This is a genomic window from Microbulbifer elongatus, assembly GCF_021165935.1.
GTDB classification, from domain to species: Bacteria; Pseudomonadota; Gammaproteobacteria; order Pseudomonadales; family Cellvibrionaceae; genus Microbulbifer; species Microbulbifer elongatus.
In genome coordinates, this window is sequence record NZ_CP088953.1 from 3,796,995 (window position 1) to 3,822,063 (window position 25,069).

32 protein-coding genes are annotated in these 25,069 nt (G+C 53.5%); 16 read left to right on the top strand and 16 right to left on the bottom strand.

All coding sequences use genetic code 11. From position 1 onward, the window contains the following. The 6 genes from LRR79_RS15645 to fliK all read right to left on the bottom strand — a co-directional run bounded on the left by LRR79_RS15645 (position 1) and on the right by fliK (position 3,438). On the bottom strand, positions 1 to 699 hold the full coding sequence (locus LRR79_RS15645) for a fimbrial biogenesis chaperone (RefSeq protein WP_231758102.1): 699 nt from the start codon (positions 697 to 699) through the stop codon (positions 1 to 3). Positions 700 to 1,346: 647 nt separating this feature from the next. Next, entirely contained in the window at positions 1,347 to 1,913 is a 567-nt protein-coding gene (gene flhC, locus LRR79_RS15650; protein ID WP_231758103.1) for a flagellar transcriptional regulator FlhC, read from the bottom strand. Between the two features lie 10 nt (positions 1,914 to 1,923). Continuing rightward, on the bottom strand, positions 1,924 to 2,157 hold the full coding sequence (locus LRR79_RS15655; protein WP_231758104.1) for a flagellar transcriptional regulator FlhD: 234 nt from the start codon (positions 2,155 to 2,157) through the stop codon (positions 1,924 to 1,926). Further along, positions 2,111 to 2,254 (bottom strand): flagellar transcriptional regulator FlhD, encoded by a 144-nt coding sequence (locus LRR79_RS17415; RefSeq protein WP_407665217.1) that lies wholly within the window; start codon positions 2,252 to 2,254, stop codon positions 2,111 to 2,113. Before LRR79_RS17415 ends, LRR79_RS15655 begins: the two co-directional genes overlap by 47 nt. A 516-nt stretch (positions 2,255 to 2,770) precedes the next feature. Continuing rightward, positions 2,771 to 3,016, bottom strand: a complete 246-nt coding sequence (locus tag LRR79_RS15660) for an EscU/YscU/HrcU family type III secretion system export apparatus switch protein (protein WP_231758105.1) — start codon at positions 3,014 to 3,016, stop codon at positions 2,771 to 2,773. Next, positions 3,013 to 3,438, bottom strand: coding sequence for a flagellar hook-length control protein FliK (gene fliK, locus LRR79_RS15665; RefSeq protein ID WP_231758106.1), 426 nt, complete (start codon positions 3,436 to 3,438; stop codon positions 3,013 to 3,015). The genes LRR79_RS15660 and fliK overlap by 4 nt, the downstream gene beginning before the upstream one ends. Positions 3,439 to 3,757: 319 nt before the next feature. Here fliK and LRR79_RS15670 point away from each other — a divergent pair, with 319 nt between their 5' ends. Beyond that, positions 3,758 to 3,898, top strand: coding sequence for a hypothetical protein (locus LRR79_RS15670; protein ID WP_231758107.1), 141 nt, complete (start codon positions 3,758 to 3,760; stop codon positions 3,896 to 3,898). Positions 3,899 to 3,912: 14 nt separating this feature from the next. Here the strand turns inward: LRR79_RS15670 and LRR79_RS15675 are convergent, their stop codons facing one another. From LRR79_RS15675 to fliD, 3 genes are read right to left on the bottom strand one after another with little or no spacing between them, the layout of a single operon-like run. After that, positions 3,913 to 4,299, bottom strand: coding sequence for a flagellar protein FliT (locus LRR79_RS15675; protein WP_231758108.1), 387 nt, complete (start codon positions 4,297 to 4,299; stop codon positions 3,913 to 3,915). After that, positions 4,289 to 4,708, bottom strand: a complete 420-nt coding sequence (gene fliS, locus LRR79_RS15680) for a flagellar export chaperone FliS (RefSeq protein WP_231758109.1) — start codon at positions 4,706 to 4,708, stop codon at positions 4,289 to 4,291. Before fliS ends, LRR79_RS15675 begins: the two co-directional genes overlap by 11 nt. 21 nt (positions 4,709 to 4,729) lie before the next feature. After that, a complete protein-coding gene (gene fliD, locus LRR79_RS15685; protein WP_231758110.1) occupies positions 4,730 to 6,085 on the bottom strand; it encodes a flagellar filament capping protein FliD in 1,356 nt (451 codons plus the stop codon). A 257-nt stretch (positions 6,086 to 6,342) separates the two neighbouring features. On the opposite strand from fliD, the gene LRR79_RS15690 reads away from it, so the two are divergent. Then, complete coding sequence (locus tag LRR79_RS15690) at positions 6,343 to 7,473, top strand: FliC/FljB family flagellin (protein WP_231758111.1); 1,131 nt, start codon at positions 6,343 to 6,345, stop codon at positions 7,471 to 7,473. A 76-nt stretch (positions 7,474 to 7,549) separates the two neighbouring features. Here the strand turns inward: LRR79_RS15690 and fliE are convergent, their stop codons facing one another. Further along, positions 7,550 to 7,900 carry a flagellar hook-basal body complex protein FliE gene (gene fliE, locus LRR79_RS15695; RefSeq protein WP_231758112.1) on the bottom strand — a complete coding sequence of 117 codons (351 nt, stop codon included), beginning with the start codon at positions 7,898 to 7,900 and terminating at the stop codon, positions 7,550 to 7,552. A gap of 237 nt (positions 7,901 to 8,137) precedes the next feature. Between fliE and fliF the strand changes: the two genes are divergently transcribed. From fliF to fliR, 14 genes are all read left to right on the top strand, one after another. Next, positions 8,138 to 9,847, top strand: coding sequence for a flagellar basal-body MS-ring/collar protein FliF (fliF, locus tag LRR79_RS15700; protein WP_231758113.1), 1,710 nt, complete (start codon positions 8,138 to 8,140; stop codon positions 9,845 to 9,847). A gap of 40 nt (positions 9,848 to 9,887) precedes the next feature. Next, the gene (gene fliG / locus LRR79_RS15705) at positions 9,888 to 10,874 is read left to right on the top strand and encodes a flagellar motor switch protein FliG (protein WP_231758114.1); all 987 of its coding nucleotides are present in this window, start codon (positions 9,888 to 9,890) and stop codon (positions 10,872 to 10,874) included. Then, complete coding sequence (locus LRR79_RS15710) at positions 10,867 to 11,538, top strand: flagellar assembly protein FliH (protein WP_231758115.1); 672 nt, start codon at positions 10,867 to 10,869, stop codon at positions 11,536 to 11,538. The genes fliG and LRR79_RS15710 overlap by 8 nt, the downstream gene beginning before the upstream one ends. Positions 11,539 to 11,555: 17 nt before the next feature. Further along, a complete protein-coding gene (gene fliI, locus LRR79_RS15715; protein ID WP_338146950.1) occupies positions 11,556 to 12,929 on the top strand; it encodes a flagellar protein export ATPase FliI in 1,374 nt (457 codons plus the stop codon). Continuing rightward, positions 12,926 to 13,390 carry a flagellar export protein FliJ gene (gene fliJ, locus LRR79_RS15720; RefSeq protein ID WP_231758116.1) on the top strand — a complete coding sequence of 155 codons (465 nt, stop codon included), beginning with the start codon at positions 12,926 to 12,928 and terminating at the stop codon, positions 13,388 to 13,390. Before fliI ends, fliJ begins: the two co-directional genes overlap by 4 nt. Before the next feature lie 28 nt (positions 13,391 to 13,418). Beyond that, the gene (locus LRR79_RS15725; RefSeq protein WP_231758117.1) at positions 13,419 to 14,624 is read left to right on the top strand and encodes a flagellar hook-length control protein FliK; all 1,206 of its coding nucleotides are present in this window, start codon (positions 13,419 to 13,421) and stop codon (positions 14,622 to 14,624) included. A 223-nt stretch (positions 14,625 to 14,847) separates the two neighbouring features. Further along, the gene (gene fliL / locus LRR79_RS15730; RefSeq protein WP_231758118.1) at positions 14,848 to 15,333 is read left to right on the top strand and encodes a flagellar basal body-associated protein FliL; all 486 of its coding nucleotides are present in this window, start codon (positions 14,848 to 14,850) and stop codon (positions 15,331 to 15,333) included. An 11-nt stretch (positions 15,334 to 15,344) separates the two neighbouring features. Then, positions 15,345 to 16,133: a flagellar motor switch protein FliM gene (gene fliM, locus LRR79_RS15735; protein WP_231758119.1), complete on the top strand. Its 789-nt coding sequence runs from the start codon at positions 15,345 to 15,347 to the stop codon at positions 16,131 to 16,133. Between the two features lie 44 nt (positions 16,134 to 16,177). Beyond that, positions 16,178 to 16,393 carry a FliM/FliN family flagellar motor switch protein gene (locus LRR79_RS15740; RefSeq protein WP_231758120.1) on the top strand — a complete coding sequence of 72 codons (216 nt, stop codon included), beginning with the start codon at positions 16,178 to 16,180 and terminating at the stop codon, positions 16,391 to 16,393. Then, on the top strand, positions 16,390 to 16,857 hold the full coding sequence (fliN, locus tag LRR79_RS15745; protein ID WP_407665218.1) for a flagellar motor switch protein FliN: 468 nt from the start codon (positions 16,390 to 16,392) through the stop codon (positions 16,855 to 16,857). The genes LRR79_RS15740 and fliN overlap by 4 nt, the downstream gene beginning before the upstream one ends. Then, positions 16,854 to 17,267 (top strand): flagellar biosynthetic protein FliO, encoded by a 414-nt coding sequence (gene fliO, locus LRR79_RS15750; RefSeq protein WP_231758121.1) that lies wholly within the window; start codon positions 16,854 to 16,856, stop codon positions 17,265 to 17,267. Before fliN ends, fliO begins: the two co-directional genes overlap by 4 nt. A gap of 35 nt (positions 17,268 to 17,302) precedes the next feature. Beyond that, the gene (gene fliP / locus LRR79_RS15755) at positions 17,303 to 18,040 is read left to right on the top strand and encodes a flagellar type III secretion system pore protein FliP (RefSeq protein WP_231760044.1); all 738 of its coding nucleotides are present in this window, start codon (positions 17,303 to 17,305) and stop codon (positions 18,038 to 18,040) included. Beyond that, positions 18,037 to 18,306, top strand: a complete 270-nt coding sequence (gene fliQ, locus LRR79_RS15760; protein WP_231758122.1) for a flagellar biosynthesis protein FliQ — start codon at positions 18,037 to 18,039, stop codon at positions 18,304 to 18,306. Before fliP ends, fliQ begins: the two co-directional genes overlap by 4 nt. 15 nt (positions 18,307 to 18,321) lie before the next feature. Then, a complete protein-coding gene (gene fliR / locus LRR79_RS15765; protein ID WP_231758123.1) occupies positions 18,322 to 19,104 on the top strand; it encodes a flagellar biosynthetic protein FliR in 783 nt (260 codons plus the stop codon). Positions 19,105 to 19,137: 33 nt separating this feature from the next. Here the strand turns inward: fliR and flgL are convergent, their stop codons facing one another. The 6 genes from flgL to flgG all read right to left on the bottom strand — a co-directional run bounded on the left by flgL (position 19,138) and on the right by flgG (position 25,051). Continuing rightward, positions 19,138 to 20,334, bottom strand: a complete 1,197-nt coding sequence (gene flgL / locus LRR79_RS15770; RefSeq protein ID WP_231758124.1) for a flagellar hook-associated protein FlgL — start codon at positions 20,332 to 20,334, stop codon at positions 19,138 to 19,140. A gap of 43 nt (positions 20,335 to 20,377) precedes the next feature. Next, positions 20,378 to 21,997: a flagellar hook-associated protein FlgK gene (gene flgK / locus LRR79_RS15775; protein WP_231758125.1), complete on the bottom strand. Its 1,620-nt coding sequence runs from the start codon at positions 21,995 to 21,997 to the stop codon at positions 20,378 to 20,380. 77 nt (positions 21,998 to 22,074) lie between these two features. Then, positions 22,075 to 22,449, bottom strand: coding sequence for a rod-binding protein (locus LRR79_RS15780; RefSeq protein WP_231758126.1), 375 nt, complete (start codon positions 22,447 to 22,449; stop codon positions 22,075 to 22,077). Next, positions 22,449 to 23,564, bottom strand: a complete 1,116-nt coding sequence (locus LRR79_RS15785) for a flagellar basal body P-ring protein FlgI (protein ID WP_231758127.1) — start codon at positions 23,562 to 23,564, stop codon at positions 22,449 to 22,451. The genes LRR79_RS15780 and LRR79_RS15785 overlap by 1 nt, the downstream gene beginning before the upstream one ends. Positions 23,565 to 23,594: 30 nt before the next feature. After that, positions 23,595 to 24,269, bottom strand: a complete 675-nt coding sequence (locus LRR79_RS15790) for a flagellar basal body L-ring protein FlgH (RefSeq protein WP_231758128.1) — start codon at positions 24,267 to 24,269, stop codon at positions 23,595 to 23,597. Beyond that, positions 24,269 to 25,051, bottom strand: a complete 783-nt coding sequence (gene flgG / locus LRR79_RS15795) for a flagellar basal-body rod protein FlgG (protein WP_231758129.1) — start codon at positions 25,049 to 25,051, stop codon at positions 24,269 to 24,271. The genes LRR79_RS15790 and flgG overlap by 1 nt, the downstream gene beginning before the upstream one ends. Positions 25,052 to 25,069 lie beyond the last annotated feature (18 nt).

Sequence of the window (25,069 nt, forward strand, 5' to 3'; positions counted from 1 at the left end):
TCAAGGAATGGCAAGCTGGACGGTGGTTGAGCCGTCTCCCGTAGCGGCATTGAAACGCAAAAATGCGGTACCCGGGTTCGGGCCTTGCTGCGCATAATTAATCGTCACTTTCTCATCAGGGTATACCCGGTTAGTAACATCCAACGGCTCACAGGATTCATCGTCTGTGCAGTAGAATACCTCGCTAACCTGTGCGTTGATATTACCGGTATTGGTAAGAATCAATTGCTCCCCGGAACGTAACAGCTCAAACTCATAGGATCCATTTTTGGGCTGAACAAATACTAATGCTTGATAAGCAATCAGTATTTTCAACGCCATTTTGTCACTCTTGATATCACCGACCACCGGTTTGAAGGTCACCCGGTAGACCTTTTCCCGATCCAGATTTTTATCCAGTGACATCAAGCGAAAACGCTTTCTTGTTCCAGGTGCCAACACCGCTTTTGCAGGGTTTACCAACAGGCGGAAATCTTTGGGGTCAGTGATTCGCACCCGCTGCTCATCGGGCTGACCTGGGTTATCGACCCGAAAGATCTCGGTTTGCAGGTAAAGAGGCTCCTGGTCGGGGTTTGAAACCAGAATATCATCTCGGGAGTTCGGTTGATCGTTCAGATAGACGATGATCTTGTCCAGGGACATTGCTGCCAATGCAGGGTTGGCAATGAGGAGGAGCAGGAGAAATGCAAACTTTTTCATAGCTTCTGAACAGCTTTCTATTCGGTCTGGAAGTGGCATCTATATATTCTATCGCCACAACTACATCAGAGCTACTATCGGCGCTTATTCCGCCACAATAAATATGACTTTACCCGCGGAGGATTCAGACACTGGCATGCAGTTTTGGCGCATATTTACCGCCACCATTTCAGGGCCGGCTGCTGCATCCAGGTCGCGAACAAAGAGTTGATATGTGTTGAAGGGCATATGGTGCAAACACAGTGTGCCGCCACTACTGGAAGTGGAGGTTGTAAAAGTCGCCCTGATCGGAATCCGCAATGTAATCTGCGCTGACGCCTGAGCCGTTGTCTGTGCCTGGCCATGCGCCTGCAGTATTGCTACCACTGACAGCAATGCCAACACTCGCCACCTTACAAACCTCATAGCACGGTTCTCCAGCCCGTTGCAAGCAGCCGAAGCCAATTCAACTTGTCAACCCACTACATCCAGTGTAGACAGGGATCTATTCAACAATCGAAAATGGCAGGCAGCTCAACGTCGATATTTGCATTATTAAAAGTAATATCGACGCTGAAAATAGAAGCTTTAGTCGGATTTGCGATAAAAACGAAATATCAGCGAAAAGTCTCGCGTCATAAAGAACATGACGCCTTCTCAGACAACTATTAAACCAATTGCTCTATAACATCTTGTTGGCGTTTGGCGAGTGCGGCACTTTTTTTCCGAGTCTTTCCCGCTCTAGAGGGCGGCTGACAGAGACCACAAACAAAATTCTGGCTCGGCGTGTGAGCATGATTCACAAACCGACCACTGCAGCTTGTGCAAGATGAAAGCTCGAATAATCCACTTTCGAAGAAGCGGATCAGGGTCCAGGCTCTGGTCAGGCCGAGTACTGGTTCATCGTTTTCATCGTCTGCGAGCTCCAGATACAGACGATACGCCTTGATGAAGCCCTCCATGCGCTCGCACCCCTGCTCTTCCGTCAACCGTAAATAGATTCCGTAGAATAGCGACGAGTGGATGTTAGGCATCCAGGTGGTAAACCAATCGGTTGAGAACGGCAACATTCCCTTGGGTGGGGACATTCCGCGCACTTCTTTATACAAGCGGATCAGGCGTCCCCGACTAAGGTCGGTTTCTGACTCTAGCACCTGTAAGCGGGCATTCAATTCAATCAACTCAATCGCAAGCTGAACTTGCTGCATTTCATTGAGCAGGCTTTTTTCCGTCATGACATACAACTCAATTGACACTCGAAGACATCAAAAGTGCAGCATGTATGTGGCTCAGGTTTTCCGCTCGCTTATTGCTGGTAAGCTGCTCGAGCTGGATCGGGTTTTCAAGATTGAGCCTAAACAAAAACTGGTTTGAACGTGCCAGCTGGGTAAGCTGTTTGGCAGTAAGAGAAACGATTTTTGTCGCAAGTGTTTCATCGACCTTTAGGCGAAAACGCGCTGTAGCAAAGTCTTCTTTCAAAAGGCGCTGTAGCAAAGTCTTCTTTCAAAAGGCGCTGTGCGAGAAGCAGGTAACTAAGATTGATCTCTTGAATTTCGTTGATTGCACTATCCTGCATGGCTATCGTACTCCTTCAATCTTTTTTATTGGCAACCAGAATTTCTGGCAAGCACTTAATGCATCCAAAGTCGAAGGGTACTTTGCATTTGACTCCTTTCTATTATGTAACGGCCCACTACCAGTAGGTGTAGGTGCCGCTCAACCGTCCTCTCAATACGAAACACACATCGTATTGACCTTCCCTGGTGTAAGTCTGACCATGTGCAGTACGAGGCAACTACTCCCCCGAAAACTTGCACAAGCGCCACACTCAACTAGCCACCACTTCGCCTCAACGTCCAACCGTTAATGGATGTTTGACGACGCTCCACAAACCCCTGGAGCTCCAGGTTCGAAATCGTATCTCGGTCGCTGGACAACCTGAGATAGCAAAATCAAAACCAAAACCGTTACATGAGTCACACTTTTCTTGTGCGCCCGTTCAACTTATGAGAAAAATTACCACAACTGTAATCCTTCTGCATACCACTTTTGTAGAAAATTTACGAAAAAGAGACTTAATTGACTTTCATTCTCAATATCCCATGGGCGATGGCAATTTACCGGGTTGCTGCGTATCGACCTCCAATATCCATACCACAATGTCAATGATCACTTGGTATAACTCGTCTGGGATTTTCTCTCCCCAATCCAACTGAGAAAGCAAGGCGACGAGTTCCGGCGATCGATGGGTAAACAGGTTCTCTTCAACCGCCGCAGCGATAATTTCTTGGGCAGTATGCGAAGTATTGTCCGTACCGTCCCCATACAGATCGCTCATTCTTCAACCACCACTTTTACCCTGACTTGCTGAAATCCGGTGGTTTGAAATTTCGACTTTAAGGTATTCACCGCAGCAGCAATTCGGTCTGCCGCAGTTTGGCTCGCGGCTCTCACTTCCAGTTGAAGCGATGAGCCAGTCACTTTGCATAGCAGGATTACTGGCCCGAGCGTCTCCATGGATAAGGAGACTTTAAGATCCCAATCTGTGGGCTGTTCAGGCACCGTAGCTGCACCGGGGGGAAGCGGTATTTGCTCCTCTAGTCGCGGTCGTACCTCGATCTCTGTAGCGATCCCAGGCCATAGCTCTCCCTGCCAAATGAGCTTGTTTGTCGTCAGTGCATCCAACTGCTTCGCCACCAACGCTTGCAGCTCTTTACTCCCTCCACTTTCAGTGCGACGGGAATCCTGCCAAAGCCTCATTTGAGGTTCCCGTTGAAGTAAAGACTTCTCCCGAAGACCGCGATGCCAGGCAGCCAAATGCGACTCATAGAAAAGGCCGCTGAAGACAATGTTATTTTTTGAGTAGCAAGGCCACTTCAGATGCCTCTGCGCCACTGGTAGCGATTGCACCTTTGGGTAAACCGATGCTGGCGCTTACCGCTTGCTCCGCGCGCATAGCGGAAATGTATTGCGCTACGCGACTCAGATGCACATTGTCCACAGGGTCGTGACCGCTAACTAAACCCGACCAATTTTCTCCAGCCTTTAACTGGGCGATCTGAGTATAGGGTGGTACCGTATGCTGATTCATGCGAGCGTCACTACGCACCGCCTGGACACCCTGTGCGGCGTCAATCGGCTTTACGGGCTGTATTTGTCGCTCACGAGAGACAGTTTCAACCCGTTTTCCGAGCACCTGGTGCAGAAGTGTGTCGAGTAACGTGTTGATTCCACTCATTGAGGCGAGGAGCTAAATGGTATCAGTGTGCCGTAAGCTCTAGACAGATCACGCTTTCGTGTGTTCGTACCAATCAACTCTTGGAGTTCATTCTGGCGTTGCTCGAGTCGCTGACGTATTTCAAGGTCTTGCTCCAGGATCTGCTCCAGCAACTCCATTTTCCGTTTCCGCTCGTGAGCGTTTAATTCAAACTCAGATTCCGCATTCGCAAGAGTTTCCACTTCAATGGCATAGCTGGTCTGCTCTTCAACCAGGTTAAACCAGTCTCGTGCATGTACATATGCGAGCATACGCGACGAGCGCGCAAGCAACGCTGTATACCCGGCTAAAATAGCGGCGGGAGAACTAAGCGCAACCTCACCCACTGATCGCTTATTTTTCATTAGACTTCCCCGGATCAATAGCATTCCAGGCTGAGGCAATTTCACCGAGCAAACGACGTGCTTCACTGAGTTCTTCTTCGCTATTTTTCAGATTTGCCACTAGTAGCTTTTCGGCAATATATTCGTACAGTGAGGCTAGGCGCTGCGCCAATTCACCGCCGGTTTCAAAATCCAGTGCTGCCAGAAGCCCCTTATTGATAATGTCGATTGCTTTCGAAATGGCCTGGCCCTTTTCTGCGAAGTTTCCATCTTTCAAGTGAACCATCGCCGTGCCCATTGCGGTGTCTGCGCCTTGAAATAACAGTACAATCAGCCGATGCGGGCTAGCTGATAGCACGTCACTTTCCAGGCCGACCCGTGCATAGCTAGCCGCACCCTGTGCGCGGCTATTCGCTCGTTTTGCGTACAATCTTATAACTCCTCAGTATTGTTATTGTTTCATCTGCGCAGCGAGTGCATCAAACTGCTGAGTAAGGTATGAACTTGTCGAATTCATTTGCGCGATCAGGCCGTCTAGCTGGCTAAATTGTGTGCGGTAGCGGTCAATGGTACTGTCAATCTGCTGCTCCATCCGGTCATACCGCTGCCCCATTGCTTCGACACTGGTTTCAAGGCCGCTGGTTGCGTTCTCAATCAGCCCTCCTTCTTCCATCATGGCGCCGAGTGCAGCCTCAAACCGATCGGCAAATCCATCCGACTCTTCAGATTCACCAGCGAAAAGGCTCGACAGCGCCCCAAGCTGATTGGCAACGAGGTCGCTGACTTTTTCATCGTCGAGCGTAAGCGTTCCGTCGACCTCAAGGGTGAGGCCTATATCGGCTAGTGAAGAAAAGGTATCGCTAAGCAGCGAACCACCTACCAGCTCCCTGATCTGCGATTCCACACCGCGGACAGTGGCGTTACCTTGCAGAACACCGCCAACACCCGTTGCGCCATCAAATGACGTAAGATCCGATAGTGCCCCTTGCAGGCTGTTATAAGCATCGACAAAATTTGACAGCTTCTTTTCGATACCGGCGGTATCCCTGGACACTTCCAGCGTTGTGGTACCGGTTTCCTCCAGGTTCAGCGTAACTCCCTGTATGGCGCCTTCTACACGATTTTTCTGTGACTGGATGGCGATACCGTTGACATTTAGTTGCGCATTCTGGGCCGCTACCTCAGTGGCTCCATCCAATGTCAGTACATCGCCAAAGCCGCCCGAGGAAAATGCAACCGAGTCTATTGCGGCATCTGTACCTGTCTGTGTAGAAGTCAATACCAGTCGATATGGTTGATCGCTGCCATCATTCACGATGGACGCAACCACACCCGTATCGGCACCGTTAATTGCATCCCGGATATCCTGGAGTGAGCTGTCCGATTCGTTCACAGATACAGTGAACTGCGCACCATCTCCAAGGGTAAAATCGATATTGCCCGCCCCCAGGTTAGTATCCTGCTCGCCGACACCCATCGTAGCGATACTGTAACTCTTGGCCCGCTGGGTAACTTCAATCTCATAGCTACCTACCGGCGTATCCTCGCTGGCACTGATACTCACCCCTTCCCCGCTTTGACTAGTCTTGACTCCGGAGAAGCTCTCCGGCTCACTGAGCGCAGAGGCGGCATCCTTTACTTTTTCCAGAGCGCTCTCCAATAGGCCAAACGCGGAGATCTTGGTCTCGTAACTTTTCTGCTGCTGCAAAATTGGGGTCAATTTTTGGCGCTCCGCGGACTCCAACTGATCCAGAAGACCACTCAGATCCAGTCCCGAACCAATTCCCAGGGATGAAATGGTGGCCATTACGCCCTCCTTATATAAAAAGATTCAGAATCACTCACAGGCAATCTACGGTTTGATAATCGCCATTGAGTACTACATCGGCCAGACAGGGTCAGACTTTAGCCGCATCTCCTCTAGTGCGCTCAATGGGTGTGTCCAGCCCAGGAAGCCAGAAACTTTCATAAAAATTAAAGTCCCGGAAAAGGCGGCCGAAATATGAGGTAACGGCCAGCGCCGTTGTCTCAATTCCAAACGGTGACACACAGAGGGACACAACAATGTCAGTGATCAACACCAATATCACGGCCATGATCGGCCAGCAAAACCTGAGCAAATCCCAGAGCGCACTCCAGACCTCCATGGAGCGCCTGTCTTCCGGTCTACGCATCAACAGCGCTGCCGACGATGCTGCCGGCCAGGCCATCGCCAACCGCATGAGTGCGCAGATCACCGGTCTGTCTCAGGCTCAGCGCAATGCCAACGACGGCATCTCTGCTGCCCAGACCGCGGAAGGTGCCCTGAATCAGGTGAACGACAACCTGCAGCGCATCCGCGAGTTGACGGTACAGGCACAGAACGACACAAACTCTCAGAGTGACCTGGATTCCATTCAAGATGAGATCAATCAACGCCTGTCTGAAATTGATCGAGTATCCTCCGAGACCAATTTCAATGGCGTGAAGGTTCTTTCCGAAGATCGCAGCTTCACCATCCAGGTTGGCGCCAATGATGGCGAATCGATCAGTATTGATCTGAAAGAAATCAATGCGCAGACTCTTGGAATGGAAAACTTCACTGTTTCCGGACTGTCTGACGAAATTACGGAACTGTCCGGTACCGATGCTAATGGCAATGAAGTCACCGCGGCTATCGACCTTTCCGGTATTGATGTAACCAACTTCGCAGCTACCGACGCTTCCGAACTCAAGCTCCGCTCATATACTGACGCCGGCGGCACTACTCAGTACGCGATTGAAGATACAGATGGCACCCTGGCGAAAATCGCTGCAGCGGATATTGATACCGATGCCACTTCCGCAACCTTCGGTCAGATTACAGACTTCGCCGATGCGGCTGCAGTGACAACTGCGAAAGACGCTTACGATACCGATGCAGAAGCCGGGCTGACCTCAACCGCGAATCCGCTGGCAGCTCTGGACACCGCACTTAGCGACGTAGACGCACTGCGCTCGGACCTGGGTGCCATCCAGAACCGCTTTGAATCTGCGATCAACAACCTGAGCACTACCGAGACCAACCTGTCCGCCGCGCGCTCCCGTATCGAAGACGCAGATTACGCGGACGAAGTTTCCAACATGACCCGCGCGCAGATTCTGCAGCAGGCCGGTACTTCTGTTTTGTCTCAGGCCAACCAGCTTCCCCAGAGCGTGCTGTCTCTGCTGGGCTAAAGCCTACCCCGGGCTAGTGGCCCATCCTCTCGGCCCCTTTTCAGGGGCCTTTTTTTAATTAAAAAAAAGCAGGGTTTTACACCTGCATATTCATTATGTCCTTGTATGCGGTCAGCAACCGGTTCCGCACCTGAACCCCGAGCTCAAAGCCGATACTGGCCTTCTGCCCCGCTATCATCACTTCGTGCAATGCCACATCCGGATCACCCGCCTGGAATGCGCGCGCTTTGGCAGTGCTTTCAGATTGCAAGGCGTTGATCCGCTCAAGGCTGTCTTTTAAAGCAGTCCCAAAACTGCCTCCCCCGACGGGGTCACCGCCTGTCATTGGAAGATCAAAGGTAGCGCGAGCGCTCGAAACTTCGTTCGTAAGCCCTCGCATCTGGTTCAGTAAGCCCTGCATTTCTACAGGGACGGTCGATATGGCCATGATCACACCTCTTCTATTTTCACCGCGCAAAGGTAGCAGCGGCAGTGGAAACTCCAATCACGTAATTAGGGGCTAAAAAGCGGGTTTTTCTTTCCTTTGCTCTCACAAAAGCTATTGATAATCAGGTCACTGTTCCGGCCCGCCTGCTTTGGCGGCCTCAAACAAAAAGGATGAACTCGCAGGAATGCCTTTTTCTATGCGTACAAAATCGCCGACCCGGTGTGGGGCCTCGTCACCATGAGCAGCAATCGACAGAGTTCCGGACAAGGCGCCACTACAGCGGTACAGAGCCTGAACCAGCTGCCATCGCGGTTGCTGGCAAACCCCTTGCTGATGCTACTGGTAGGAGGATCAGCGGCGATTGCGCTGGTGGCGGCAATCCTGTTGTGGTCTCAGGCACCGCAGTACCGGGTGTTGTTCAGCAATATCAGCGAAGCAGACGGGGGCCGGATTATCAGTGAACTGGAGAGCCGCGGGATTCCCTATGAGTTCAACGCGGGCGGCCGCACTTTGATGGTTCCAGAAGATCAGGTATACCGTCTACGGCTGCAATTGGCGGAGCAGGGCCTTCCCAGTGGTGGCAATGCGGGTTTTGAGATCATGGATCGGCAGGCGTTTGGTATCAGCCAGTTTGCAGAACGGGTGAACTTTCAACGCAGCCTGCAGGGTGAACTGGCAAGCTCCATAGAGTCATTGGGTCCAGTGGTTCGGGCGCGCGTACACCTTTCGATGGCCAAGCCCTCAGTTTTCATTCGTGAGCGGGAGCCGGCAAAGGCATCGATTATTCTGACTCTGGCACCAGGGAGAGTACTCAGTGAAGGCCAGGCCAGTGCCATTGTGCATCTGGTTTCGAGCAGTGTTCCAGACTTGATGGCCGATAATGTCACCCTTGTTGATCAGAACGGTCGCCTACTATCGCGTCCCGGCACCGACGAAGCCAGCCTAGATGGTACCCAGCTCGACTATGTCCGCACACTGGAAGCGAGTTATCAGCAGCGTATTGAACGCATACTCGAACCACTGTTAGGCAGCAAGAACGTACGTGCACAGGTCACCGCTCAGATTGATTTTGATCGTCGTGAAGAAACCAGCGAGCGCTATGCACCCAATCAGGATGGCCAGCCCGCATCGGTACGTAGCAAGCAGTACAACTCCGATATCAATGGCGACACACTGGACTTGGGCGGCATTCCGGGCGCTCTGACCAATACGCCACCCGGTACCGCCGCATCGTCGATCAACGCCAGTGACGAATCGCAATTGGAAGAGCAGGATCAAAACCAGATGCACAGCCGGGTTCGCCAGGAAAATCTGATCAACTACGAACTCGACCGCGATATCACTCATATCCAACGCCACAGGGGACGAGTTGAGCGGCTGAGCGCGGCGGTTGTTGTAAATTATCAGCAGGTTGTCGGCGACGATGGCACAGTAACGCAAGAACCCTTAAGCCCTGAAGACTTGCAACATATTGAACAACTGGTTCGCCAGGCGATGGGTTACTCCGAAACCCGTGGTGACGGCCTGGAAGTGGTCAATAGCCTTTTTTCAGTCGCTGAACAACAGTCCCTGCCGGAACCGCAATGGCATGAAGATCCCTTCTGGCGCCAGCTGATTCTCACATTCGGACGGTACCTGCTCGCCGCTGTGTCACTGCTCTTTATTTTCCGCTGGCTAGTGCGCCCGCTGGTGAACCGACACCTTCAGCTGCGTAATACGCCAGCTTCGATTCCATCACAGCAACCGTCACAAGCTCGTGCTGTACAGCCGGAGCAGGATCCAGGCTTGCCTGCAGAAGTGGAAGAAGAAATACCTGAGCCTATGCCCCGCCGAAAACGACGCTCTTCCATCTACGAGCAGAGCCTGATGGATCTGCAGGGGATGGCCAAGGATGACCCCGCCATGGTGGCAATGATTGTACGCAGCTGGATACACCGGGATGACTAATAACACGCATTTGCAAAACGCCGTTCAGAAACAGAAGGCTATGAGCAATATGCGCCGTAGCGCCATTTTGCTCTTAGCTCTGGATGAAGATAGTGCAGCGGAAGTATTCAAACACCTGAGTGCGCGGGAGGTTCAGGACTTAAGCCAGGAAATGGCTTCGCTGCGTTCGGTATCCCATGAAGAAATGCGCTCAGTGCTTCAGGACTTCAATACAGAGTCTGAAGAATTTGGCGCACTCAATCTGTACTCCAGTGAGCGTATCCGGGCCGTGCTCACCAAGGCATTAGGTAACGAGCGCGCATCAAGCCTGCTGGAAGATATATTTGATATCACCAGCGCAGATTCCGGTATTGATGCGTTGAATATCATGGAAGCAAATACGGTGGCGGAAATGATCCGCGATGAACACCCACAGATCATAGCGACCATACTGGTACACCTTGAACGCCGCCAGGCGGCCTCGGTACTTGAGTATTTTGAAGATAAACTGCGCGAAGATGTCGTACTACGCATCGCAACCTTTAGTGGCGTACAGCCCGCAGCGCTTCAAGAGTTGACAGAGGTCCTCACCAGTATGCTGGATGGTCAGAATCTGAAGCGCGCAAAAATGGGCGGTGCTCGCACTGCGGCAGAAATTCTCAACCTGATGAACTCGAGTGCAGAGGAAAATGTGATCGAGCGTGTGCGCGAGCACAATGAAGATCTCGCACAGAAAATCATCGATGAAATGTTCCTGTTCGAAAACCTGATTGATCTAGACAATCGCGCCATTCAGCTGATCCTGAAAGAGGTGGAAAACAAGCAGCTGGTCACTGCGCTTAAGGGCAGCAAGCCGGATCTTCTCGAGAAGTTTCTGCACAATATGTCAAGTCGCGCGGGCACACTACTGCGCGAAGAACTGGAGGCCAGTGGTCCACTTCGTATGTCTCAGGTGGAGCGCGAGCGAAAAGCGATTCTCCAGGTCGTGCGCCGCTTGGCTGACAGCGGTGAAATCGTGTTAAGCGGCGGGGAAGAAGTGTATGTCTGAAGCTGTTTCATGGCGCCGCTGGCAGCCTGACGACCTTAGCGGAGAACGGGAACGTCGCGATTCTGTGCGACGCTCATTGACCTCAGAGTTGAATGCATTGCGCTCACAGGCCCAAGAGGAAGGCCGTCAGCAGGGTTACGAAGCGGGCTACGCAGATGGCTATGAACAGGGCCTCAACGAAGGTCGAGAGACTGGAACCTCAGAAACCAATCAGCAGCGTAAGGTGCTACTGGCTCCACTCGAAGACCTCGCACGGAACTTCAGCGATGCGCTGACTTCCATGGATAAAGAAATAGCCGAAGACATCACTCGACTTGCACTGCTCGTTGGCCGCCATCTCGCAGACGACGCCTTAAAGGCCGAGCCGCAGCAGGTTTGCGGCCTGGTGCGCACCTTGCTACGCGAAGAATCCGCCTCCAAGGAACAGGTTCGGCTGTGGCTGCACCCAGAAGATCTACCTCTGGTTCAAGCCGACCTCGGCAATGAATTGAACAGCGTGGGCTGGCGATTGGAGCAGGATTCGCGGCTCACTCGCGGCGGCTGCAGGGTGACAACGCCAAGTGGTGAGCTTGACGCAACCCGTGAGATCCGTTGGCAAGAAGTTCTTAAATACAGCCTCCCCTTTCCCCGACGCACGAATCACAGACCCGGAGCGAAAGAGTGAACGCGTCGAATGAATCTGTGCATACGCAGCGTTGGCAACAGGAACTAAGCTGCATCGCAGAAAGTGTTGGCCAGGCACCACGCTTTCGAAGCAGTGGAAAAGTTGTGCGTGCTACGGGGTTGGTTCTGGAGGTAGTGGGACTGCGGATTCCTCTCGGTAGCGGCTGCTCGATCGAGCTCGATCGGTCTGGGGCATCGGAACCCGACTACGCCGAAGCCCAGGTCGTGGGATTCACCGGTGAACGACTGTTTCTGATGCCGCTGGAAGAAGTGAGTGGCCTCACCCCCGGTGCTCGGGTTTTCCCATTGGGCGGCAACGGCGCCCGCCGCTTCCCCCTTGGCGAGCAACTATTGGGAAGGGTAATGGACGGAAGCGGACGACCATTAGATGGCGGCCCAGAACTCGACTTCGTTGAAAGTGATGGCCTTTCGGCAACGCCGTTCAATCCGCTCAATCGCACACCCATACAGGAACAGATTGATGTCGGTGTGCGCACAATCAATGGCCTGCTTAGTGTTGGCCGCGGCCAGCGCCTTGGCCTCTTCGCGGGATCTGGTGTCGGTAAATCCGTGCTGCTCGGCATGATGGCACGTTACACCAGTGCGGACGTGATTGTGGTCGGCCTGATTGGCGAGCGGGGTCGGGAAGTAAAAGATTTTATTGATAATATTCTGGGTGAAGATGGGCGACGCCGAGCGGTGGTGGTCGCGGCCCCCGCGGATACCTCAGCCCTGCAACGATTGCAGGGCGCGGCTTATGCCACACGCATAGCGGAGCATTTCCGGGACACCGGGAAAAGTGTGCTACTGATCATGGACTCCCTGACCCGCTATGCCATGGCGCAGCGGGAAATTGCTCTAGCCATCGGAGAACCACCAGCCACCAAAGGCTACCCGCCCTCCGTATTCGCACAATTACCTGTCCTGGTGGAGCGTGCGGGGAATGGGGAGAATGGCGGCTCTATCACTGCATTTTATACCGTACTGGCCGAAGGTGATGATCAGCAAGACCCCATTGCCGATGCGGCTCGCGCGATTCTGGATGGCCACATTGTGCTGTCTCGGGGACTCGCGGAATCCGGGCACTACCCGGCAATCGATATCGAGGCATCCGTCAGCCGTGCGATGAGCGCCATTGTCGATGACAATCATCAGCGCCAAGCTCAAAGACTCAAGCAGCTTTTCTCGCGCTACCAGCGCAATCGCGATCTGATCAGTGTTGGGGCTTACAGTCCCGGGCACGACCCTGAGCTGGATCAGGCAGTACAGAGATATCCGTATATCGAGCAATTCCTTCAACAGCGTATGAGTGAGCGTGCCGATATCCACTCTTCCATCTCCGCGCTGAATGCACTAATACCTACAGCACAATCATCGGGAGCCGGAGAATGAGCCGCTCAGAGTCACTCGATATCCTGATCGACGAGAGCCGCAAGGCGCGCGACAACGCCGGGCGTGCTCTGGCGGAAGAGCGTTCTGCCAGCGCGCAGACCAACGGGCAACTTGACGCTTTGCAACGATATCGCAGCGAGTACTGCGAACGCCTGCAGCAGGCCATGGCCGAGGGGATCAGTGCGTCAACTCTCGCGGATTACAATCGTTTTATAGAATCACTTGATGGCGCCATTGCCCGAGCGAGAGATGTACTGGCCCAACAACAAGACAAGGTTGCCTCCACGAGCGAGCACTGGCGGCACCATCAGAGCAAACTCACCTCTTTCAGTGCGCTGGAGACCCGGCGCGCGCAACTGGAACAGCGAAAGGAAGCCCGCCGCGAGCTTCGTCAGGCCGACGAAATGACCCAGAACCTGATTGCCCGCCGCGCACTACGCAACGGAAACAACCCGTTTTAATTTCGCAATTACCACGGAGTAACTGCTCATGGATATCACAGCACTAATTGCCACGGCAACAATCAAATCGGCGGTCAATAGCCACACACAAGGAACATCGGGAACCAAGGCCGGTACTGATCCCGACACGGAATCGCTGTTTTCGCAAAGTCTGCAGTCAGCCATTCAGTCCACAACTCCGCACCCTCTGCCACCTCAGATGCCTTATACAGACGAGGTAAATTTGACAGATCTATCGGACAGTGCATTGCCTCCTACAGATCTGCGCCTGTTCCCGATTGGCGAGAATACCGCGAAAGATATCGAACAGATTTTGAAAACCGATCTGTCAGAACATCCAGATGAAGCGCTCTCCCCTGCCATGATGGTATCGCTACCTGGCTCGCTCCATACTGCACTTTCCGCAGAGGGAACCTCTAATGTTCATGAGGCGCAGATTGTTTTTAACTCTACACTGCGAGCGAACGGCAACCAGCAGGTGACAACACTAGCACCGCAAGCGCTTCCCGAGGTGACTGACGCTGGACAAGATGCCGAAATCACACACAATCAGCGCATAGTACTGCCGGAGACATCCCCACAACTCGCTGCGAACCTGCAACGGGATCGGCTGTCGGACAGCGCTACCGGAAAACCCGCGAATGCGGGGCCTGTCCAGACCAGCTTTATAACGAACGAAGGAATTCATTCTTCTGGCCCTGCCCCCCAGGCCGCGGAATTACTCACCACAACGACCGGGCTCGTCACTTCATCAACGTCAAATCTCCAGCCACCAAGCACCTCGGCACCCAGTATCAGCGTATCGCTGGGATCAAATGCTTGGGGAGAGGAGTTCAGTCAACATCTGTTGAGTATGGTACATCGAGGAGACAGACAGGTTGATCTGCATTTACACCCCCGTGAACTGGGCGCGCTATCCGTCAGCCTGAATCTGGAAGATCAGGGAATGCGGGCACAGTTTCTCACTGCAAATGCAGCGGTGCGCAGCGCGGTGGAACACGCACTGCCTCTACTACGAGAAACCCTGGCCCAGCAGGGTATTACTCTGGGCGAAGCCTCCGTGGGACAGCATCACCAGCAGGAATCTCAGCAAAAGGGTTCACACGCGCATTTGAGTGATGCTACTGGCTTTGCGAGTGAGATCGACTCTACAGGAGAATCCGGTGAGGAGATTCAGCGGGAGGTCCGGCTTCCACTCTCCGCCAGTCTAGGTGGTGTCGACCTCTACGCCTGACCGATAGAAGCTTTTCCCCTTCCCCGCGTTTTCCAATCTGCCTCTGGCCGGGACCCAAAGCCGGAAGATGGGCCTAATTTCTAGGCCTTTTCTTTCCTTCAATGCAGCACAGCAGCGGCATACTTTCTCTGTCGAAACAATCGAATATTCGGAGTGGGAGTGTGTTGCTTCTTTGCACAGTGACTCCCGTTCCCTCTTTTCGCTCACGTTAAAAAGGCGCCGTATGGCTGAAGACACGTCAGGAAAAAATCGCGGCCTGTTCTGGGTGGCAATTGTTGGGGTATCGCTGATCACCATTTTAGTGGGGCTAAACATCTACCTTCTATTGCGAGATAACGCCGACACGGCTTCTGTCGCAGTGGAACAACAGGACGCACCCGATCGCTCGGATAATCCGATTTTTGTCCGCATAGATCCCTTCACGGTCAATCTTCAGGGTGACCAGTTGGCCAATCGCCTTCTCTACGTCGGGATTTCACTACAGGTCGGCAACGACGAAACCCGGGATTTCCTGCTTGAGCACATGCCTCAGGTACGCAGCCGGCTGCTCATTCTGCACTCAGTCCAGTCGCCCGCGGGGCTTGCCACCCTGGAGGGAAAGGAAAACCTAGTGCAAGGAATTCTCAATACTCTCTCGGAACCGATGAGCAACAAACAACCACAGTTGCTCATTGATGATGTTCTGTTCACCGAGTTCATCGTTCAATAGGCAGCTCTCATATGTCCCAGGACGACCTCCTCTCACAGGAAGAAATTGATGCTTTGCTTCACGGCGGCGATGGCGATAGCAGCGATAGTACAATCAGCACTACCGCCGGCCCGGAGATGCGTCCCTACGATCCCGCCACACAGCAGCGCGTCATCCGTGAGCGACTGCACAGTATCGACGTAATTAATGAGCGGTTTGCGCGAAATTTCCGTGTGAGCCTGTTCAATCTGATTCGCAGATCCGCCGACATTACCGTTGAATCCGTGCGCTATCAGAGCTTTAAAGATTTTGCACGCAATCTGCCAGTACCGACAAACCTGAACCTGATCGCCATGAAGCCACTACGGGGCACCGCCTTGATGGTTTTCCCCCCTGCGATGGTATTTATGGTTGTTGACAGCCTGTTCGGGGGCGACGGCCGTTTTGTTACCCGCTCCGAGGGTCGCGAGTTTACCAACACCGAGCAGCGCGTGATTCAGCGTGTACTCGATCTCGCGATCAATGCCTATCAGGATTCGTGGCGGTCGGTTTACCCGCTAGAAATAACCTATTTACGCTCGGAGCTGCAAGCGCGATTCGCCAACATCACCAACTCGCCGAATGAAATCATCGTCAACACCAATTTTCACCTGGAGGTTGGCAATCTTTCGGAACGCTTCCAGATCTGCATGCCCTATTCAATGATCGAGCCATTGCGCGATCGGCTGGCAAACCCGGTGGTGGACGGGCGCGACCCTGGCGATCAGACCTGGAACCGACGTATGGCAGGGGAAATCCGCCAATCCGAGGTGGACTGGTAGCCGAGTTCGCGAATATCCCCAGCCGGATCGCCAAAGTACTGGCATTGAAACCCGGAGACGTCTTACCCATCGACCTGCCATCCAATGTGACCGCGCGGGTAGATGGCGTACCGGTTCTGGAATGCGAATACGGCAGCCGCAACGGACTGAGCGCCCTCCGTGTCAGTAAAGTTATCGAACGCACTGCGCCCAGGCCCACATCCCTGATTAGTAATTTCAACGCGGGCCTGGCTCCGCAACGAGAGGAGTCTGAAGCATGAGCGACAACGACCATAAGGAACAAGAGAACGAAACGCACGATACAGATAGCTGGGCCGCAGCCATGGCTGAGCAACTGACCGACAATGCAGATGACGCCTGGTCTGAAGCGCTTTCAGAGCAAGAAGCCACTAGTGGTAGCGCGCGCAGTGCTGCTGATGATGTGTTCAAACCGCTAGAGAACAACAGCACGGGCGGTGCGGCGCGGGACCTTGAAATGGTGATGGATATTCCGGTAAAGCTGAGCGTTGAGCTGGGCCGAACCCGCATCACTATCAAGCAACTGTTGGAGCTGGCTCAGGGCTCGGTGATCGAGCTCGATGGCCTCGCCGGTGAGCCCATGGATATCCTGATCAACGGCTACCTTGTTGCCCAAGGGGAAGTGGTCGTCATTGAGGAAAAGTACGGTATTCGGATTACCGAAATCGTGACCCCCCAGGAACGAATTCACAAGCTTAACCGATGAACGGAGCAAGTACGCCTGGTGGCGAATCCGTTATCGGTCTGGCAGTGCTGGGCAAGGTTGCCGGAGTACTGATTGCGCTGGTGGCTTTTATTCTACTGTGCGCCTGGCTGACCCGTCGGCTGGCGCCAGGGCTTTCCCACAATCGCACCGGCCCACAGATGGACATCGTGGCGTGCAAGACACTGGGGGCACGGGAAAAGGTGGTGGTGCTTCAGGTAGAAGATCAGTGGTTGATACTTGGTGTAGGAGGAGGGCAGATCAATTGTCTGCATTCACTCGCTGCGGCATCCGCTGACAAACCGGGCGCCACCATACCCTCCGGTGACCTGAACAAAGTCGATTCCGAGAGCTTCGCCGAACGCTTTGCGCGCGCGTTGGGACATAACCTCAGCGGTAAGGGAAAAGGCTAGTGAGAATATTGAAAGTCCTGAACACCCGATTCGCGCTGACAAGTGGACTGCTGCTTCTGTTCAGCGCGTGGTCTACTGACTCCTTAGCGCAAGGTGCGGACATCAGTGGTCTTGTAAGCCAGCCCACCGCAGACGGCGGCCAGCGGTGGTCCATCAAACTCCAGACTCTGTTACTGCTTACCAGCCTGGCCTTTCTGCCCGCTATTCTTCTGATGATGACCTGTTTTACCCGTATCATCATCGTACTGGGATTGTTGCGCACTGCCATGGGCACCCAGGCCGCGCCCCCCAATCAGGTAATTCTCGGGCTTACATTATTTCTGACGTTTTTTGTCATGTCACCGGTCCTGGAAAAGGTGTACGAGGAAGCGTGGCAACCGCTCACCCGTGACGAAATACAGTTCGAGGAGTTTCTAAAGCGTGGCAGTGCACCGATGAAGCACTTTATGCTGGCACAGACACGCGAGCCGGATATCGCATTATTTGCACGGCTGGCGAAGGTGGGCCCGCTGCCGGGCCCGGAATCAGTACCATTGCGTGTGCTGTTGCCGGCATTTGTCACCAGTGAACTCAAAACGGCATTTCAGATTGGTTTCACCATTTTTATTCCCTTTCTGATTATTGACCTTGTTGTTGCCAGTGTCCTTATGGCGCTCGGTATGATGATGGTGCCACCGGCCACCATTTCTCTGCCATTCAAGTTGATGTTGTTTGTGCTGGTTGACGGGTGGCAGCTGTTGATCGGATCGCTGGCTCAGAGCTTTTTCCCATGACTGCAGAAACCGTAATGAATCTCGCCTACCAGGCGATGCTGGTGGCTCTCTCTCTCGGTGCACCGATGCTGATTACAGCGCTTCTGGTCGGCCTGCTGGTGAGCCTGTTTCAGGCAGCGACGCAGATCAACGAAATGACACTGTCATTTATTCCAAAAATACTCGCAGTTTTCGCTGTGCTGGTAATCGCCGGACCAGCACTACTGGCACTGATCGTCGACTACACCCGCACCCTGTTCCAGAATATTCCGATGCTGGTTTCCTGATGCCGGTATACACACGTGATTGAGATTACCTACGCGCAACTCCACACCTGGCTGATCGCCTTCCTTTGGCCATTTGTGCGCTTGTCGGGTTTCTTTATGGCAGCACCGTTGCTCGGTCACCAGGGCGCTCCCACCCGGGTAAAAATCGGGCTCGCGGCGCTCATTACCTTTGCGATTGCGCCAAACCTTCCGCCGCTACCAACAGTGCCAATCTGGTCCTGGGCGGGTCTTGGTATTGTGGTGGAACAGACTCTCATTGGCGCGGCCATTGGCCTGGTTCTACGGGTCATGTTTGCGGTAGTTCAGGCAGCCGGTGATTTTATCGGGCTTCAGATGGGACTGGCATTCGCCACTTTCGTTACCCCCGACGGGGTCAACACCATGGTGCTATCACGGTTTCTACATCTGATTGCGATGATGGTTTTTCTTGCAGTGGACGGTCACCTCATCGTCATCGACACTCTGGCAAGCAGTTTTCATACACTGCCTATTGGATACAGCGGACTCAACCCTGCGGGTTTTGAAATGCTTGCACGCTTCGGCGGTACAATATTCTCTTCCGGTCTGATGTTAGCGTTACCGATGGTAGCTGCGCTGCTGATCGTCAACCTGTCCCTTGGAATCCTCAACCGATCTGCGCCGCAGCTTACGGTTTTTTCCATCGGGTTTCCGGTATCTCTGACCCTAGGGCTGATATTACTTTTAGTGTTGATGACTGACCTGGGGCGTTTCCTGCAGCTACTTTTTGAACAAGGGCTCAGCGCAATCGTGCAACTGCTGGCAATCCTAGCATCGTAACCCCGGATCCATCATTCCGGACTGCAGGCCAAATCACATGCGATCAAAAAGGCTCAGGCCTTTGATGTCGATAAATGCCTGTTGCGCAGCCTGCAACCCGACCTGACGCAGACTGTACTCCGCGATGGCGGAAACGTAATCCAGATCTACCAGCCCGGAGAGCTTTTCTTCGTAGTTCAGACTGCGGTTACCCGACACTGAATCCACTACATCCAGCTCATTCATGCGCGCACCAACGGATGCTCGCGTGGTCAGAACATTGTCGAGGCTGTTGTCAAACTCCCGCAACACACTACTAAGGGTGTTTTTACGGGCCGCAATTTCGGCATCTGACGCCGATGGTTGTTCCAGCACAGCCAACGCTTTTTCAAAGGTGCGGAACAGGTCAGTGTTCATGTTCTCCGCACGATCCAACTGCAGACTGTCACCATCGGCCGGTATACCGTCCAAGGTTACCGACAGCCCGCCGAAACGGATTGCCTCGCCCGGCTCATAAGTCTGTACCGCACCACCGTTGATCGAGTAACTGGTCACACCACCAGACACCGAAAAAGTGATATCAAAAGCGGTGCCATAACCCGGGTCATTGTCATCTACTACCTGAGGCCCCTTAAAGACGACACTGCCCTGATTTCCCGCTGCCGCTTCCATTACATAGCCCGCACCACTGTGCACACTGCGGAAAATGTCTTCACCATTGTCCGCAACCGGCATCAGTCGAGAGGCATCGACCCTTACCGCTCGGTTGTTGCTGTCCCCAACGTAATTCACATTTCCACTTGCGTCACGTACGAAAGGTTCACTGCTATCCTGATAGCCTCCGAATAGGTAGCGGCCATTGCCATCAGTGGCATTCGCCTGGCCGATGACTGTTTCATATATACCACGGAGTTCGCTGGCAATAGACGCGCGGTCTGCATCGCTTAACGTGTCAGTGGAAGCCTGGAGAATCAGTGTTCGCGCGCTGCCAATAGCGTCACTAACGCTGTTCAGCACACTCTCTTCCTGAGCCAGTGCATTGCGCGCGCCAATACGCGCATCGGCGTATTGACTGTTGATTGCGAGGGCCTGGGAGACCTGAACGGCTTGGGACGCAGCTTGCGGATCATCAGACGGATTGACCACACGACGGCCGGAGGCAATCTGCTGACTCACCTGCATCAGGCTACCCTGCTGGCGATTCAATGAACTCATGCTCTGTTCGTAAATAGTGAGGGTACTGATACGCATAGCCTATCTCTCTCTGTTCATACTTTTGTGCGTGTCCAACAGATCAGCGCAGGCCTAGAATTTCGTCCAATACAGTGGACGCGGTCTGGATGACTTTGGCGTTTGCCTGATAAAACTGTTGATAGCGAATCAGATTGGCGGCCTCTTCGTCGAGGTTCACGCCAGACTCGGATTGCTGCAACGCGTATAGTTGCTCACTCAACCCTTGGCGTGCATCGAGATTTACCTGCGCGATATTGGTGTGACTGCCTACATCGCTGACCATAATCGCATAGGCCCCGTTAAACGTCGCGTTACCACCAACCAGATTCTGCTGTTGTAGCTGTTGCAGAGCCAGGGCATTTTCGTTATCGCCAGTGCCTCCACCCGCACCCGCAGCGATCGAAGCAGTATCTCGGATTAAATTGTCCATGCTACCCGCGGCCCCACGTACTGGCTGTAGTTGAAAGCGGTCACCATCCGACAGCGCCGTGGCGTCATCTACCTGTAGTACAACGCCGCCCAGCGCGAGTTGGCCACTGGCATCCAGTGTCGCGGTATACCGCTCGCCGCTATCCAAGCGGGTTATCTGAAACTCACCAGTGGCCGCATCGGTCACTTTCAGCTCGTAATCAGTGGCAGCGAGCTGACTGAGATCGCCAAATGAAGCACTGAACACTGCGCTACCATTGTTACGCTCGTTGCCAAGAATTCGAGGCTCGGCCACGGAGAACATATCCCCCCCCGGTGTGCCTTCGAGATCAAACCCAGCGCGATGTTGTTCGTTTACCGCACTCGCTAGTGTGACCGCCAACTGGCCCAGCTGGTTTTGGGTTTTGTCCAGAGCTTCGCTACGGAAGCTCAACAGGCCCCCCAGGGCACCACCGCTGATACGACCATCTTTCATTTCAATCATATTGCCTGCAGAATCCCGATAACCAACCACCGAACGAGCCGGATCTGCACTACTGGCAATTGCCTGAAGCTCAAAGCTGGTCGTGCCAGCAACAATGGGCTGACCATTGCCAATAGAGAGGTTATAGGTTCCGCTTTCCTGTACAGTTAGCTCGACATCAAGATGCGTACTCAGGTCGGCCACCAGCTGATCCCGCTGATTAAGTAGACTGTTTGGTGCTTCACCGTGTTTGGCCCTGGCGAGTGCGATTTCGCGATTGAGGTTCGCAACCTGCGCGGCGGTATTATTGATCTGAGTGATTTCATCACGAATCTGTGTGTTGATACCGTCCTGCATGTCATTGAGGTATTCGTCAAAGGCACGGAATTGAGCACTCATGGTATCGGCGGCCCCGATTACCCCCTGACGAGCCGCGGGGTCCGAAGGTGCATTGACAAGGTCTTCAAACGATGAAAAGAAGTCCTGCATCAACGGCGCCAGACCTGCCTGCTGGTCCGCCAACAGGTTATCGATCTGGGAGACCTGCGTCACATAACTACTTAGTGCGCTGGTTTCGCTATTCGCGCGGTTTAGTTGGCCAGCTACGAACCCGTCAAACTGTCGCTGAATGTCTTCGACGGTGACCCCGCCCGCACCATTTCGTTCAGAAAGCAGCGTCAATTCCCGGTTGTAGCCGGGAGTATAAACATTACTGATATTGTTGCTGGTGGTATTCAGGGCATTCTGTGCGGCATTGAGCCCGCTCAGACCTATTGAAAAGATGCTCATCGTTGTAATTCCATATCACCGTTGATCCTATTATCGGCAGCAACGTCCACTATCTTGAGGCAATCTGTCGTTTTTTATCATATGCTTTTATCAGCGGAGATATTACTTCTTGATACCGGAGTCTCAGATGGCGTCGCCGGTGAAATTTCGCGGGAAAGCTGTCGAACCAGTTGCTCGGCGAGGCCCAACCCACGACCGGAAAGATGAGAGGAAAGCTGCTGGTCAAACATGGACTCATAAAAGCGGGTGGCGGAGCTGTCCATCAGACCGGAACGCGGTGTTGCTTCGCGCATACTTTTCATCACTTGATGTAGAAACAGTGCCTCAAACTGTTCCGCTGCGGCCTGCAATTGCCCGCTTCTGTCTTGACCTTGCCCCTGATTGCCTTGCTTCAGATGATTAAGCCCCTGTATATCCAGGGCAAATCCAGCACGTGCATCAATCGAGCCCATCAGATTACCTCCAATTCCGCGTGCAGAGCACCAGCCGCCTTGAGCGCTTCCAGAATCGTCATCAGGTCGGTTGGCGTAGCGCCAAGTGCATTGAGCGCATCCACTACTTCCATCAAATCTGCGCCTTCGACAAACTTCAGAGCACCAACCTGCTCTCTGACAGAAATATCGCTGTCAGGAACGACCACCGAGCGGCCGTCCCCGAACGGCGATGGCTGGCTTACGCCAAAGGCTGTATCAATCACTACCGACAAATTGCCGTGGGCCACAGCTGCGGGACCGAGTGTGACCTGTCCGTTCAATACCACCGCACCACTGCGAGCATTCAGAACCACACGTGCGGGAGGAGCCTGCGGGGTGACGTTAATCTGCTGTAGCCGCGCGATAAAGCGCACTCTTTCATTGTCATTGTCCGGACTGTGAACCCGCACCAGGCCGGCATCTACCGCGCCCGCCACCTGACTTCCAAAGCTGCGATTTATAGCCTGTACCATACGCTCTGCCGTGGTGAAATCCGCTTCTCGCAGCTGTAGGTCCAGATAACCCCCAGCCCCGAGTGCCACGGGCACCTCCCTTTCCACCAACGCGCCATCCGCAATACGGCCACCTGCCTGCTGGTTAACCTGTACGCTGGAACCACCTGACTCAGCACCGGCACCGCCAACCACCAGGTTACCCTGGGCTACCGCATAGGTTCTCCCGTCCACGCCTTTGAGCGGTGTCATCAACAGGGTACCGCCACGCAGACTACGCGCATTACCCACAGAAGAAACAACTACATCCAGCCTTTGTCCCGGCCGTGAAAAAGCTGGCAACTTCGCCGTCACCATGACACCAGCCACATTACGCAATTGCATGTTGGTCCCCTGGGGAATAGTTATCCCCAGTTGCGAAAACATATTGCTGAGGCTTTGCGTGGTGAATGGGGTTTGCATGGTCTGGTCGCCTGTGCCATCCAGTCCGACGACGAGACCGTAACCCACGAGCTGGTTATCCCGCACACCAGAAAAATCCGCAAGCTCACGGATAGGCCTGGCGTTCGCGAGAGTGCTCACCATGACACTCAAGCCGACAGCAATGAGCACAAGTAACGGTAGCGGCAATAATTTATTCATGAACATTTCGCCGTTTAAGGTTCGGGAAAATTAGTAGGGGGCGATATTCAGCAGAAGCCGCTGCAGCCACCCCATTGTCTGGGCTTCGTTGATATAGCCATCACCAACATACTCGATACGTGCATCCGCTACCTGAGTTGACAGTACCGAGTTTTCACCGGTGATTTCACGGGGGTCGACGATGCCAGAAAAGCGAATAAACTCGGTTCCCTGATTAATCCGGATCTGCTTTTCACCGCGAACACGTAAATTGCGGTTAGGTAATACTTCGAGCACGGTTACTGTCAAGGTTCCCGAGAAGGTGTTCCGAGCCTCGGCTCCGCCACTGCCTTCAAAGTTCGAGCTTCCGCTGATGTCTAGCCCGTACTCCGCGAGTTTTTCAAGCCCGAGGGGCGCGGTGTCGGCAGTAAAGGTGGATGCGCCCTCCCGATCTGCATTCACCTCCGAGTTTTTGGAGGCGCTGACCTGTTCGTTAAACACGACGGTAAGCAGATCACCGCTCATTCGTGGGCGATAGTCCTCAAATAGAGGACGATAACCTGCTTCTGGTTGATAAACAGCTCCATTCGCACGAGGTTCTGGAGGCAATGGAATTTCGACCCACTCCGGTTCGCCTGCCAATGAAGATTGCGGTATCTGCGCACACCCCGATGCAAGAAAAGTTGCTGCGAGCGCTAAACGCAATGTGAGTCGGACCCTACGCATTACAACTGGGCCAGTCGGGACAGCATCTCGTCGGAAGTCTGTACCGCCTTACTATTGATTTCGTATGCGCGCTGGGTCTGAATCATATTAACCATTTCCTCAACGACGTTAACATTAGAGGTTTCAACGAACGACTGATACAGACTGCCCGCACCATTCATACCCGGGATACTTTCGCTACGCATACCTGACGCGCTGGTTTCCAGAAAAAGGTTCTCACCGATGGCCTGAAGTCCAGCCGGATTTACGAAGGTGGACAGGGTTAACTGACCAACCTCAACACTCTGTGTGGAACCGGGCTCGGTAATCGAAACCAGCCCGTCTCTTCCGACAGTGACAGACAAGGCGTTTTCCGGGATTAGTACTGCCGGTTCCAGGGGATAGCCACTGGCAGTTACCATCTGGCCATTCTCATCCAGTTGAAAGCTGCCGTCCCGAGAGAAGGCCGTACTGCCGTCGGGCATACGCACCTGGAAAAAACCAGCGCCATTGATCGCCAGATCACGGGAGTTACCTGTATTTTCCAGCCCCCCCTGGGAGTGTAATCGTTCGGTGGCAACCGGACGTACACCCGTTCCAACCTGCATGCCAGATGGCAAGGTATTCTGAATATCATTACGGGCGCCGGCCTGACGCATATTCTGGTACAACAGGTCTTCAAAAACCGCACGGGATTTTTTGAAGCCATTGGTACTGACATTTGCCAGGTTGTTGGCAATGACATCCATCTTAACCTGCTGAGATTCCAGGCCGGTTTTGGCGGTCCATAGGGATTTGATCATTTAAAATTCTCTAATTAT

Excerpts from the sequence above, each read along its gene's own strand:
- LRR79_RS15645 (WP_231758102.1), bottom strand. The coding sequence starts at position 699 with ATGAAAAAGTTTGCATTTCTCCTGCTCCTCCTCATTGCCAACCCTGCA.
- flhC (WP_231758103.1), bottom strand. The coding sequence starts at position 1,913 with ATGACGGAAAAAAGCCTGCTCAATGAAATGCAGCAAGTTCAGCTTGCG.
- LRR79_RS17415 (WP_407665217.1), bottom strand. The coding sequence starts at position 2,254 with ATGCAGGATAGTGCAATCAACGAAATTCAAGAGATCAATCTTAGTTAC.
- LRR79_RS15660 (WP_231758105.1), bottom strand. The coding sequence starts at position 3,016 with ATGAGCGATCTGTATGGGGACGGTACGGACAATACTTCGCATACTGCC.
- fliK (WP_231758106.1), bottom strand. The coding sequence starts at position 3,438 with ATGAGGCTTTGGCAGGATTCCCGTCGCACTGAAAGTGGAGGGAGTAAA.
- LRR79_RS15670 (WP_231758107.1), top strand. The coding sequence starts at position 3,758 with ATGCTGATTCATGCGAGCGTCACTACGCACCGCCTGGACACCCTGTGC.
- LRR79_RS15675 (WP_231758108.1), bottom strand. The coding sequence starts at position 4,299 with ATGAAAAATAAGCGATCAGTGGGTGAGGTTGCGCTTAGTTCTCCCGCC.
- fliD (WP_231758110.1), bottom strand. The coding sequence starts at position 6,085 with ATGGCCACCATTTCATCCCTGGGAATTGGTTCGGGACTGGATCTGAGT.
- LRR79_RS15690 (WP_231758111.1), top strand. The coding sequence starts at position 6,343 with ATGTCAGTGATCAACACCAATATCACGGCCATGATCGGCCAGCAAAAC.
- fliE (WP_231758112.1), bottom strand. The coding sequence starts at position 7,900 with ATGGCCATATCGACCGTCCCTGTAGAAATGCAGGGCTTACTGAACCAG.
- fliF (WP_231758113.1), top strand. The coding sequence starts at position 8,138 with ATGAGCAGCAATCGACAGAGTTCCGGACAAGGCGCCACTACAGCGGTA.
- fliG (WP_231758114.1), top strand. The coding sequence starts at position 9,888 with ATGAGCAATATGCGCCGTAGCGCCATTTTGCTCTTAGCTCTGGATGAA.
- LRR79_RS15710 (WP_231758115.1), top strand. The coding sequence starts at position 10,867 with ATGTCTGAAGCTGTTTCATGGCGCCGCTGGCAGCCTGACGACCTTAGC.
- fliJ (WP_231758116.1), top strand. The coding sequence starts at position 12,926 with ATGAGCCGCTCAGAGTCACTCGATATCCTGATCGACGAGAGCCGCAAG.
- LRR79_RS15725 (WP_231758117.1), top strand. The coding sequence starts at position 13,419 with ATGGATATCACAGCACTAATTGCCACGGCAACAATCAAATCGGCGGTC.
- fliL (WP_231758118.1), top strand. The coding sequence starts at position 14,848 with ATGGCTGAAGACACGTCAGGAAAAAATCGCGGCCTGTTCTGGGTGGCA.
- fliM (WP_231758119.1), top strand. The coding sequence starts at position 15,345 with ATGTCCCAGGACGACCTCCTCTCACAGGAAGAAATTGATGCTTTGCTT.
- fliN (WP_407665218.1), top strand. The coding sequence starts at position 16,390 with ATGAGCGACAACGACCATAAGGAACAAGAGAACGAAACGCACGATACA.
- fliO (WP_231758121.1), top strand. The coding sequence starts at position 16,854 with ATGAACGGAGCAAGTACGCCTGGTGGCGAATCCGTTATCGGTCTGGCA.
- fliQ (WP_231758122.1), top strand. The coding sequence starts at position 18,037 with ATGACTGCAGAAACCGTAATGAATCTCGCCTACCAGGCGATGCTGGTG.
- flgL (WP_231758124.1), bottom strand. The coding sequence starts at position 20,334 with ATGCGTATCAGTACCCTCACTATTTACGAACAGAGCATGAGTTCATTG.
- flgK (WP_231758125.1), bottom strand. The coding sequence starts at position 21,997 with ATGAGCATCTTTTCAATAGGTCTGAGCGGGCTCAATGCCGCACAGAAT.
- LRR79_RS15780 (WP_231758126.1), bottom strand. The coding sequence starts at position 22,449 with ATGGGCTCGATTGATGCACGTGCTGGATTTGCCCTGGATATACAGGGG.
- LRR79_RS15785 (WP_231758127.1), bottom strand. The coding sequence starts at position 23,564 with ATGAATAAATTATTGCCGCTACCGTTACTTGTGCTCATTGCTGTCGGC.
- LRR79_RS15790 (WP_231758128.1), bottom strand. The coding sequence starts at position 24,269 with ATGCGTAGGGTCCGACTCACATTGCGTTTAGCGCTCGCAGCAACTTTT.
- flgG (WP_231758129.1), bottom strand. The coding sequence starts at position 25,051 with ATGATCAAATCCCTATGGACCGCCAAAACCGGCCTGGAATCTCAGCAG.